This window comes from Chryseobacterium sp. FR054, from assembly GCF_056844565.1.
In genome coordinates this window covers 674,850-686,770 of sequence record NZ_JBXDSA010000001.1, presented here as the reverse complement: position 1 = coordinate 686,770, position 11,921 = coordinate 674,850, and the positions used below count along the sequence as shown (strand labels likewise).

The 11,921-nt window shown below is 38.9% G+C and carries 10 protein-coding genes; 8 read left to right on the top strand and 2 right to left on the bottom strand.

From position 1 onward, the window contains the following. Positions 1-66 precede the first annotated feature (66 nt). The 4 genes from AC106S_RS03465 (at position 67) to AC106S_RS03450 (ending at position 5,605) form a co-directional block, all read left to right on the top strand. The gene (locus AC106S_RS03465; RefSeq protein ID WP_482437740.1) at positions 67-1,695 is read left to right on the top strand and encodes an NADP-dependent glyceraldehyde-3-phosphate dehydrogenase; all 1,629 of its coding nucleotides are present in this window, start codon (positions 67-69) and stop codon (positions 1,693-1,695) included. 160 nt (positions 1,696-1,855) lie between these two features. Further along, positions 1,856-2,362, top strand: coding sequence for an RNA polymerase sigma factor (locus tag AC106S_RS03460; RefSeq protein WP_482437739.1), 507 nt, complete (start codon positions 1,856-1,858; stop codon positions 2,360-2,362). A gap of 10 nt (positions 2,363-2,372) precedes the next feature. Beyond that, positions 2,373-3,191 (top strand): hypothetical protein, encoded by an 819-nt coding sequence (locus AC106S_RS03455; protein WP_482437738.1) that lies wholly within the window; start codon positions 2,373-2,375, stop codon positions 3,189-3,191. Positions 3,192-3,616: 425 nt separating this feature from the next. Further along, the gene (locus tag AC106S_RS03450) at positions 3,617-5,605 is read left to right on the top strand and encodes a M4 family metallopeptidase (protein WP_482437737.1); all 1,989 of its coding nucleotides are present in this window, start codon (positions 3,617-3,619) and stop codon (positions 5,603-5,605) included. A gap of 105 nt (positions 5,606-5,710) precedes the next feature. Here AC106S_RS03450 and AC106S_RS03445 read toward each other — a convergent pair whose 3' ends face one another. Continuing rightward, positions 5,711-7,246: a S41 family peptidase gene (locus tag AC106S_RS03445; RefSeq protein ID WP_482437736.1), complete on the bottom strand. Its 1,536-nt coding sequence runs from the start codon at positions 7,244-7,246 to the stop codon at positions 5,711-5,713. Between the two features lie 112 nt (positions 7,247-7,358). Between AC106S_RS03445 and AC106S_RS03440 the strand changes: the two genes are divergently transcribed. Beyond that, the gene (locus AC106S_RS03440) at positions 7,359-8,495 is read left to right on the top strand and encodes an MBL fold metallo-hydrolase (RefSeq protein ID WP_482437735.1); all 1,137 of its coding nucleotides are present in this window, start codon (positions 7,359-7,361) and stop codon (positions 8,493-8,495) included. A gap of 1 nt (position 8,496) precedes the next feature. Here AC106S_RS03440 and AC106S_RS03435 read toward each other — a convergent pair whose 3' ends face one another. Further along, entirely contained in the window at positions 8,497-8,784 is a 288-nt protein-coding gene (locus AC106S_RS03435; protein ID WP_482437734.1) for a GNAT family N-acetyltransferase, read from the bottom strand. Between the two features lie 459 nt (positions 8,785-9,243). Here AC106S_RS03435 and AC106S_RS03430 point away from each other — a divergent pair, with 459 nt between their 5' ends. The 3 genes from AC106S_RS03430 (at position 9,244) to AC106S_RS03420 (ending at position 11,759) form a co-directional block, all read left to right on the top strand. Beyond that, on the top strand, positions 9,244-9,669 hold the full coding sequence (locus AC106S_RS03430; RefSeq protein ID WP_482437733.1) for a hypothetical protein: 426 nt from the start codon (positions 9,244-9,246) through the stop codon (positions 9,667-9,669). 95 nt (positions 9,670-9,764) lie between these two features. Continuing rightward, positions 9,765-10,670, top strand: a complete 906-nt coding sequence (locus tag AC106S_RS03425; protein ID WP_482437732.1) for a helix-turn-helix domain-containing protein — start codon at positions 9,765-9,767, stop codon at positions 10,668-10,670. A gap of 87 nt (positions 10,671-10,757) precedes the next feature. Next, complete coding sequence (locus AC106S_RS03420; RefSeq protein WP_482437731.1) at positions 10,758-11,759, top strand: aldo/keto reductase; 1,002 nt, start codon at positions 10,758-10,760, stop codon at positions 11,757-11,759. Positions 11,760-11,921: the final 162 nt, after the last annotated feature.

The window sequence follows — 11,921 nt, the reverse complement described above, 5'->3', positions numbered from 1 at the left end:
CGTTATTTCTGGAACCGATTTTTCCCTCTACCTTTATTATTCAGAATTATTAAACAAATAAACCATATGGATTTATCAAATAAACCGTCATTTCAAAATATCTTTAAAAGCGAAAGTGAAATTCCTGAAGAATTTAAAGTTCCCGAAATTCACCAGAAAGTTTATCTTCTCAACGGAGAACTGGTGGAGTGGAAAGGAGAGATTCAGAATATTTATTCTCCGGTCTGTATACCTACGGAAGACGGCCTGGAAAGAAAACTGCTCGGAAGCATTCCCAATATTGGTCCCGCAGAAGCTATGGAAGTTCTTGAAGCCTGTGTAAAAGCTTATGATAACGGTCTCGGAGAATGGCCAACAATGTCTGTGGAAAAAAGGATACAGTGTATGCAGAAATTTGTTTACCTGATGATCCGGCAGCGCGATCTGGTCATAAAACTGCTGATGTGGGAGATCGGGAAAACTCTGGCAGATTCTGCAAAAGAATTTGACAGGACGGTGGATTATATCAATCAGACCATCGATGCTCTGAAAGATCTGGACCGGGAATCTTCACGTTTCCAGGAGGCAGAAGGAACCATTGCGCAGATCAGAAGAGCTCCGTTGGGGGTAGTTTTGAGTATGGGGCCTTTCAATTATCCTTTAAATGAAATTTTTACCACCCTGATTCCGGCCCTCATCATGGGAAATACCATCCTGTTTAAGCTTCCCAAACATGGTGTACTGGCTCATTACCCTTTACTGGATGCCTTTAGGGAAGCCTTTCCGAAAGGAACGGTAAATACCCTTTACGGAAAAGGTTCAGAGATTATTACACCAATTATGGAAAGTGGGAAAGTGAATGTTCTTGCTTTTATAGGTTCAAGCAAAGTGGCCAATAGCCTGAAGAAACTGCATCCTAAGGTAAACCGGCTCAGGGCTGTTCTGAGTTTAGATGCCAAAAATGCAGCCATTGTCACTAAAAATGCAGATCTGGATGTAGCGGTAAGTGAATGTATTCTGGGGGCTTTGTCTTTTAACGGGCAGCGCTGTACGGCACTTAAGCTTATTTTCGTTCAAAAAGATATTGCGGAAGAGTTTACACGGAAATTAAGCGAGGCTGTTTCTGCACTTAAACCCGGGCTTCCCTGGGAAAATGGGGTTAAAGTTACACCGCTTCCGGAGGTTAACAAGCCACCGTATCTTCAGGAATGTATTGAAGATGCTTTATCAAAAGGGGCAGCGGTCTTAAATAAGAATGGAGGATATACAGAAGCCTCTTTTGTGTATCCGGCAGTAGTCTATCCGGTGGACAGCCGGATGAAACTCTATCATGAAGAACAGTTTGGACCCGTAATTCCCGTGGTTCCCTTTGACGATATTGAAGAACCTGTGGAATACCAGATCAATGCCTCTCATGGGATGCAGGTAAGTATCTTCAGTGAAGATCCTGAAGAGGTCGGAAAACTGATCGATCCTTTTGTGAACCTCGTAAGCCGCGTAAATATCAACTGCCAGGCACAGCGTGGGCCGGATGTTTTTCCTTTCACCGGAAGAAAAGACAGTGCGGAAGGGACTCTTTCCGTTTTTGATGCACTCCGTTCCTTTTCAATAAGATCTCTGGTCGCTGCGAAACTGACAGATTCCAACAAAGAATTACTCAATACGATCGTCCGGGATCACGACTCTCATTTTCTGAGCACAGACTATATTTTCTGATCCATTTCTTTTGATTCAATTTAACATAAAATAAAAATCCTCAATAAATTTCTATATTTTTTGAGGATTTTGTACATTAAAGCGTGAGTTTTGTAGTTATTTTTAATAAAAGAAGATGGCTTTTTGAATAAATTGCTATTAAAGGTGTAGAGTTTTTACCATGTCTTCAATGGAAAATGAATTTTTGGAAAAAATTGAAAAACATAAAGGTGTTATTTTCAAAATTTCCAAGATGTATATGGACGATCAGGATGATCAGAATGATCTTTATCAGGAGATTATTTATCAGGCCTGGAAATCGTATAGTGATTTCCAAAGGAAGAGTGACTTTTCTACCTGGCTATACAGAACTGCACTTAATACGGCTATCGTATTCCTGCGAAGCAAAAAAAAACGTAGTTTTATACAAAATCAGCAGATAGAAAATCTGGCCGTCCAACAGGAACCCTATAATGATACGGACGACAGAAATATGAAGCTGATGTATGAAGCGATTCAACAGCTCAGCCCAATTGATAAAGCTCTTATTTTTTACTTTCTGGAAGACTTTCCGGGTAAAGAGATTGCCCGGCAGCTAGGTATAACCGAAGTGAACGCAAGAGTAAAGATGAACAGGGCTAAAACGAAGCTTAAAGAGATTATAGAAAAGAAAAAAACACAGATCTAAACACATACAAATGGAGTTAGAGAATTTTAAAGAACTTTGGAACAAAGATACCGGAGATGATCTTCCCGAGGTCTCTCTGGAAAAACAGGATGAAATACATTCACCATTACAGATGCTCAAAATTAATATGGAAACGGAGTTCTGGCTGATGATTGTTACGCTTCCCCTGCTTATGACCAGCTTCCCTTTTGCTTCAGGCGACAGCAATATCAAAATTATATCGGCATTTGTCGTTGTGCTTACCCTGGCGCTCATCATTTACTTTTATTCCCGTTTCCTCAAACTGTATAAAATACTCTGCCGCAAAAGTATCAATACAAATTATGATCTGTTTAACCTTAAAACCCAGCTTCTTATATCGAAAGAAATCTACATTTCATATTATATTTCCTATATCCCTCTTGCTTTTCTCCTGTCATTGATTACGATCAATTTTCATTTTGATATGAAGTATAATCTCGCCATTTTCGGCATTAGTTTTATGATCACTTTACTGCTGGTATGGTTCGTAATAAAATACTGGATGTACTATATGTACGGAAGATATATCAATGATATTGTAAGGCTGGTGGATGAACTGAACGGAGTTGAAGGAAAACAGAATGCGAAACGGAATAAAATATCATGGTTTGAGCGTTCGCAAAAATTTTTCATCGGTAAATTCGGGATCAGGGGAAATATTCTCAATACGGTTTTGTGGTTTATTTCAGTGTATATTTTTATTATAGCATTTTTAACCGTGGTTCTTTTTGTTTTTATTATCATGGGTTCGTTTCTCGGTTTCATTGATTTGAATGAACTTCAAAAAGCTTTAAACAGGCTGAATTAAAAGAAGCATATAGTCATATCATTCGCAGTGGAAATTTTCTGCTGCGATTTTTTTTATAAAAAGTTGTAACATTTTTGCTTTTTCTCTACTAACTGTGAAAATTGAAAATAATTTTTGCATACGTAGAGGTTAGCTGTTCTTCACGAAAATGCAGATTTTTTTAAATTTTGAAATATCAATACTGGTTCATATTAAAATTTTTATCTATTAAAAAATTATTTCGTACAATACCCTTTTAAGGGTTGCTTTAGAGCAAAGCTTAATAAAACACATAATGAGATCCGGCAGAATTTTTTTCTGCCGGTTTTTTTGTTGATATTTTTTTTGAAGCCTTTTATTGTTGGTTATTCAATTAAATATTGGAAATGCTGTAACATTTTTATGCTTTTTCTACTAACTGTGAAATATCAATAAACTTAATATCAATGAAAAAAATCACTACTCTTGTAAAGGCTCTGGCTTTTACTGTTGCCACAGGGCTTACTCCTTTTACCTTAGCAAACGCGCAAAACCGACCGGGATCCGAAATTTCAGTTAAAGATTTGCCGAAAATATCGGTCACTTCCGTAATGGGAACTTTTAATGCCGGTTTCAGTGGAAGAGATATCTCTCCGGATTTTCTGGCCGGCCATTTGGGAGAATGGCTGGGAACCGGCAGTGATCATTCGTACAGGCTGCTTAAAAAGAACAAAGATGAACTGGGAATCACGCACTCTGTATATGAACATTATTATAAGGGAGTGAAAGTAATGGATGATATGGTATTGCTTCACGAAAAAGAAGGAAAGCTGATTTATGTAAACGGAGAAATTATTTCTGATATCAATCTGCCGATTAAACAGCAGCCTACCTTGCAGAAAGTGAAATCTCTCATTATTACTGATCTGAACGCCCTGGGTAAAGTTACTGTTTCCAATATAGAGGAAGTGATTGCAAAAGTTAATAAAGGAAGATCTGCCACTCTCTATCACGCATCAAAAGTAGAGGCCTTGTCTTTAAATCCTTTAAAAGCTTTCACATACTATATAGATAACGATTCAGGAACCATTATTAAGAAAAATTCACGGCTTCATGATGCAGATACTCCTTCTCAGAGCGCAACATACTATAAAGGTACCCAGTCTATTACTGTTGATTCCTATAACGGACAGTACCGCCTTAAAGATAATGCCCGGAATATTCATACCATGGACGGGACTAATCTTGATGTAGACCCTGATAACGGACTTATCAATTCCGAAGAATATCTGAATCCTGTGGCAGATTATACAGCTGATAATACAAAACCGGCGGCAGAAGTTCATTGGGCAATGAAAAATGCTTATGATTATTATATGATCCGCCACAACAGAAACAGCTACGACGGAAACGGATCCAAAATAGATAACTATTATAATTTCAATTTCGGAGGACTGACTGGAGGAGCCAATGCAGCGGCTCTCGATACTCCTTTATATGGAGGAATTGTCTGTATGCTCTATGGTAACGGAAAGATCCTGAACGGACTGATTACTTATATGAATCCGGTAGTGGGAATAGATGTGGCCGGACATGAGTATTCTCACCTGATTATCGGAAGAAACGGTTTAGGAGGACTTAACTATGAAGCAGAATCAGGGGCCATCAACGAATCTATTGCAGATATGCTGGGAACGGCAATAGAATTTTACTCCGGAAGCAGTCCGAACTGGACCATAGGAGAAGGAATTCCGGTATCATCCATTCTGAACCCCTCTCCAAGCCCTTATATGAGAAGCATGTCGGATCCTAATAATGTAAATCCCGGCCCTCAGCCGGATACCTATAACGGTACCCACTGGGCCAGTACAGCCAATCCTGATGAAAATAATGATAACGGAGGGGTGCATACCAACAGCGGAGTAGGAAACTACTGGTTTTATCTTCTTTCACAGGGAGGTTCAGGAACCAACGATATCGGAAATGCTTATAATGTAACCGGAATTACCATTGAAAAATCGGAAAAAATCATTTACAGGGCCTTACATCAATATATGACTCCAAATACAACCTATCTGGATGCCTATAATGCTACCATACAGGCTGTAACCGATCTTTACGGTGCTTCAGGTAACGAACAGCAGCAGAATGTAAAAGCCTGGTATGGCGTAGGAATAGGAAGCGGCACTCTGTCAACAAAAGAAACAGCCATAGCGGCAGATCAGTACCGCATGTATCCGAACCCTGTTAAAAATGGAGTATTTACTATTGAAAATAATAAAAATAATACTTCAGTTGAAATTTATGATACTTCAGGAAGGCTGATTAAAGCAGCTCAGAAACTGGAAAAAGGAACCAATAAAATAAACATTGACAGAGCTGATAAAGGTGTTTACATGGTAAAAATAAGTTCTGATGGAAGTGCAGTTGTCACAAAGAAAATCATAGTCGAATAATTTTTAGTAGCGACAGATGTGGTCCGGCAGAAAATTTCTGCCGGATTTTTATTGATGGGGTAAAAACATTTTCGGCGGGCTGAAAGCCCGCCGAAAATGTTTTTTTTATCTGCCCGTTTTCTTTTCCTTTTCAATTTCCTTTTTTATCCAGTCCAGTTGCGGATCTTTTCTGTCGATAACATCCTGCATACTTTCGGGAATAACAACATCGGGAACAACTCCTCTCTGGGTATTCAGAAAATCAATATTGGGCTGTACCAGAAGAAGGCCGATAGGGAGATTGATTTTGGAGTTGGGGAGTTTCTGGTAAGAATAGAATCCTGCAACAGTTCCGTCATTGGCACCTCCGGTTTCTTCCCCTACAAGAACAGCTCTTTTATCATATTTAAGTTTAGCCGTAATGATCGATGATGCCGAAAAACTTCCCCCGTTGATCAGTACAAAAACCTTTCCCTGGAAAGCATTCTTATTAGGCTTTGTGGGTTTATCGGCTTTCATTTTATAATATATTTTTCCGTCTTTCTTATAAGTGCTGAAGGTCTGGGAAAATACATAAGTAGGATAAGCGAGGCTCTTAAAGGCATACTGAAGCGCGCTGCTTTTCCTGAAATAATTGGTTTTTAGCGGACTGAGTCTTGATGTAAGCTGTGATGGCTTGATCAGGACAAAAGGTTCGGAAGCAAGGTAAGAATACAGGTTGTTGATTTCATGCAGTGATCCTCCGTAATTGTTTCGGACATCAATGATGAGATATTTAGCCCCGGCATTCTTTATTTTGGTGAACGTTTCCTTATAAAACCGGTCTGAATGATCGCGGGAAAAACTTTTTACCTTCATGTAAGCGGTCGTACTGTCCTTATCCAGAAATTTGAAATTCCGGTTATAGGAGTTACTGAAGGCAACATAATCATTGATCTTTTTTTCAGAAGTACGTTTTTCCTGTTCCTTATCTTTTTCCAGGTCATTTTGGGTTTTAGATTCTCTGTGAAGCGTATAAATATGTTTTTTACCGTTGTAAAGCGTTTCTATGGATGCACTGTTGCTAAATCCGTTTTCTGCCGTATAAAAATTAAAAAATACATCTTTCAGAAAATAAGACTGAAAAGTAGTGTTATACCCGTCGCTGCTGATCAGTTCCCGGTATCTTTTCAGGTACTCGGAAACCGGAATATGGTTGATAGATAAAACTTCGCTGCCAGGCTGTATACCTTCTATGGAATCTTTGTTTTCAACAATAAATAAACGGTTTCCCTTTACATAATATTCAAAGCGGCTGAACATTCCTTTTTTATGCTCCAGCTTTTTGATCTCTTTTTTGGTGAATTTCTTTCTGGGAATTCTCAGCGCAAGGTGCCCTTCCCGTACATCTGCAATTACAGGCTGCAGCTTGAAATAAAACTGGAGAGGAGTTAAAGGCTGATCAAAAGTCTGTTTAAGACTGTCAAATTTATGATCGAGTTCCTGTTTGGAGATATACCAGTAAAGCTGGGGATGCATTTTCTGCAGTTTAGAATAAGCATAATCCACATCCTCCTTAAGCTTTTCAGGAGGTATGCACGATGCTCTCTGCTCATTATGCCTTCTGATAGAAGCGCAGGATGACATAATTAAAGCTGCAAATAAGATCGAATAATTTTTCAACGTACTTTGAATTTTTTTTCAATCTGCTAATTTAGAGAGTTTATCATTATCCTGGTTTAAAATAATAATAAATTATTCAGAATAGCTTATAAATTAAGTTAAAAAATGGAGGATGGCCCGTATTTTTCATACAATATCAGATTTTAGAGGACAGATGATTTATTGGATTATTGCAGTATTGGGTATAGTATCGGTTTATTTCATGGTAATGAACAGGCCGGCATTTGGGGCTTCTCCGAAAGGAAAAAGGCTTCAGCGTATACAGCGGTCAAAACTATATAAAAAAGGGAAATTTCAGAATATAAATTATACACCGGCTGTTGCCGAAGGTTATGGAACCCTGCAGGTAAGCTGGAATTTTCTTTTCGGAAAAAAAGATCCGCTGCTGAAACCTTTAAAAGCAATTCCTTCCAGGTATACAGATCTAAAAAAAATACAGAAAGATCAGGATATATTGGTTTGGTTAGGGCATTCTTCCTATTACCTGCAGACAGATGGGATTTCGTTTCTGGTAGATCCCGTCCTGAGTTTGTACGGTTCACCGTTTAAATATTTCAACAAAGCATTTGAAGGCTCAGATATTTTTAAACCTGAAGATATACCGGATCCGGATTATCTGGTGATTACCCATGATCATTTCGACCATCTTGATTATCCTACGGTAAAGTCAGTTAGAGACCGTATGGGAAAAGCGATTGTTCCTCTGGGAGCCGGAGCTCATCTGGAAAGATGGGGATATAATGAAAATAAGCTGATTGAAGAAGAATGGGGGACGGAAGTTGTTCTTAAAAACGGTATAAAAATTACATTTACACCAGCCAGGCATTTTTCCGGAAGGAAAATAAAGCAGAACAATACCCTCTGGACTTCCTACGTTCTGAAAACGCCTTCAAAAAAGATCTTTTTAGGGGGAGACAGTGGTTATGACACACATTTTAAAGAAATCGGAGACCGTTTCGGCCCTTTTGATTTTGCTGTTCTTGAAAACGGACAGTATGACAAGGCATGGAAATATATTCATGCATTGCCGGAAGATGTGGTTCAGGCTGCCATTGATTTAAAGGCAAAAATTACTATTCCCGTTCATTCCTCAAAATTTGCACTGGCCCTTCATCCGTGGAATGAGCCTTTGCAGATGATAACCAGACTGGGAAAAGAAAAAGGCTTAACAGTCTTCACGCCGATGATCGGGGAAGTTGTAGATTTAAACAGGAAGGATAACCCGTTCAGAGCCTGGTGGGAAGACTGAATCAGGCATGCCAGATGTCTTTATATCTTTTAGGGTGGTTTTCAAACTGCTGGCGGACAAAATCACATTCGGGATCTACCAGAAGATCTTTTTCCTCAGCATAGCGAACCAGCTCATCCAGAAGCATTTTGGCATATCCCTTTCCTTCGCGTTCCTCGTCAAGTTTGGTGTAGTACACGATCAGCAGCCTTCCGTCCACCTCAATCGACATGTATCCCGCTTTATTTCCGTCAATCAATAGCTGCAGTTCATCCTGGTATGGAGATATTTCAAACTTTATATTTTCCATAATTTTAAGATTTTATTGAGTTAATCAATGACTTTGAATACCTTTTTCTGCATTCTTCTCCTTTAAAATTACAAATTAATATCATATAAAAATAAAGTTTTAGGAAACTTAACGAAATTTAAGAGCTGTTTGGAATGAAAAAAAATAATCAGGCTTCACTCCCGTGGTCTTATCCGGGATTATTTTAAACCCTTACAGAGGTAAGATATTTGAGGATATTAAATCAGGCTTCACTCCGGATAGTCCCGCTCAAAAAAAACTCCTTAATCAACCTTAATACGGACAGTATGATAGTGATGATCTCCATAAAGAAATCCTAATGATTGTATATAAATGTAGAAAATATATGAAAGATTATCAGGGTTTTATGTGTATTTTAACAAACATTGTGAATATATTTGAAAGACTTGGCATTTTAATTGAAAAACATATATCAGTTTAACTTTAAAATGGGGTGAAATGAAAAAAATATTAATAGCAGTGCTGCTTACAGGTACCTTTAGCCTGGGCTTTGCACAATCTGATTACTATAACGACTACCGTAGAAGCATTACTGATATCAACTGGCAAAGCGTAGCGGCCGATCTTTTACTTTCTGTTGCACAGACTAACCAGCTGAATGCTCTGAACAGTAGGTATGACGATTATGATTCCTGGAACAGAGTGTATGTAAGCCATCCGGACCGGTGGAGAGAAGACCGCTATTACGAAATAGAAAGGATCTTAGGCCGTGAAAAATATTTAAAATTTAAAAATAAATATTACAAAGGACAGAATCCTGTGGCGGTGTACAACAGAAACAAAAACAACGATAAAAAGTATAAGAAGAACAAGTCCAAAGTTTATAAAATGGATAAAAAGCATGGTCATTATGATCATCATTAAATCAACGATCAACTATACATTCAATTTTGATGGCCGGCTTTCAGTCGGTCATTTTTTTAGTTTTTTTATTTGTTTGAATTTTATAATTTTGATCTATGGAATCTAAAGAAACATTAACAGGGTTTTACGAACGGAATGAACTTTCCCGGGAGCCGCAGTGTATCGTAACGCCGGGGATAGGGCATTTTAATGTGTTTTCCCGTGACAGCTGTTCGCTGGTTACCCCTTACAGCAGGAGGGATTATTACAAGATCTCACTGATCATAGGAAAAGGGAAACTTCATTATGCAGACAAATGGATCCATATAAACCAGCCGGCTATTTTGTTTTCAAATCCTATGGTGCCTTATTCATGGGAAGCGGATGATGAAAATCAGACAGGCTGGTTCTGCCTTTTTACCGAAGAATTCCTTCAGAACGGAAGCCGTATCGGGAATCTTCAGGATTCTCCGTTGTTCAGGATTGGGGGAAATCCTGTTTTTTTCATCGGTGAAGATCAGCAGAAAACCGTTTCAGAGCTTTATATTAAAATGATAACTGAAATCGGGACGGATTATACCCATAAATACGATATGCTCCGTGCTTATCTTCATCTTTTGATTCATGAAACGATGAAAATGCATCCTGCGGAAAGTTTTCAGCCGTATCAGAATGCTTCACAGCGAGTTGCTTCCTTATTTATGGAATTGCTGGAGAGGCAGTTTCCGATAGACAGCCCCGAAGCGTGTCTGAAGCTGAAAACCCCTAACGATTTCGCACAGAATCTTTCTGTTCACGTGAATTCCCTGAACCGTTCCGTAAAAGAGATAACCGGGAGAACAACGAGTCAGCAGATCACTTCAAGAATCATTCAGGAAGCCCGTGCATTGCTGAAACATACCGACTGGAATATTTCAGAAATTGCTTATGGACTGGGATTTGAAGAACCGGCTTATTTCACCAATTATTTTAAGAGACAGACGGGAATGACCCCTAATGCGATAAGATCTGAAGTTGTTTGAATTTTATAAGTCTTCGTTTGAATTCTATATCGCACACACTGGATTCTTGTTCTAATTTTGTCCTGTAAATTTAAAATCACAGCAATCATGAAATTTAGACAATTAGGAAATACAGGAGAGCAGCTTTCCGCAGTAGGATTAGGATGTATGGGAATGAGCTTTGCTTACGGACCTGCCGATGAGCAGGAAAGCATTAATACCCTGCATAAAGCTCTGGATCTGGGAGTAAACTTCTGGGATACAGCAGATATGTATGCCAACGGAGACAATGAAAAACTGATTTCAAAAGTTCTCGTACCCAACCGTGATAAAATCTTTATTGCGACCAAATTCGGGTTCAGATTTAAAGACGGGAATGCAAGCCACAGCGGTGCTCCCGGGACTTATTTCGATGGGTCACCGGAATGGATCAGACAGGCGGTAGATTTAAGCCTTCAGAGACTGAAAATAGATACGATTGATCTGTATTATGCCCACAGAGTTGATCCTAATGTTCCCGTAGAAGAGACAGTGGGAGCTATGGCAGAGCTGGTAAAAGAAGGAAAAGTAAAATATCTGGGATTATCAGAAGCTTCCGCCGAATCAATCAGAAAAGCAAATAAAATTCACCCGATTACCGCACTGCAGTCTGAATATTCAATTCTTACCAGAGATGTGGAAAAAGAGATCCTTTCTACAATCAGAGAACTGGGAGTTACTCTTGTTCCTTATTCTCCACTGGCAAGAGGGCTTTTTGCCAATATTAACGAAGTTCAGAATTTCGGAGACGAAGATTTCAGAAAATCATTGCCGCGCTATCAGGAAGAATATCTGGAAAACAACAGAAATCTGGCGAGGGAATTCAATGATTTTGCCCGGTCAAAAGGCGTGAAAGGAACTCAGCTGGCTTTGGCCTGGGTGCTTAATCAGGGCGATGATATTATTCCGATTCCGGGAACCAAACGAATCAGCTACCTTGAAGAGAACATTCAGGCAGTTAATATTGATCTGAGCCCGGCTGATCTTGAAACCATCGATTCACTTCTCAAAAAATATCCGAATGTAGGGGAGAGATATAATGAAGGCTCTATGAAGCTGGTCAACAACTAAACTCATTAATTGACTAATAAAGATCCGGATTCCTGAATGTCAAACAGGAATCCGGTTTTTTTTAATGAATTCAAAAAACTGCCCTAAATCTGAAGAGCACAAAATCTCCAAAAGAACCCTTTTTCAAGTAACATAGCCTCAATATTCAATATGGATGGGCTT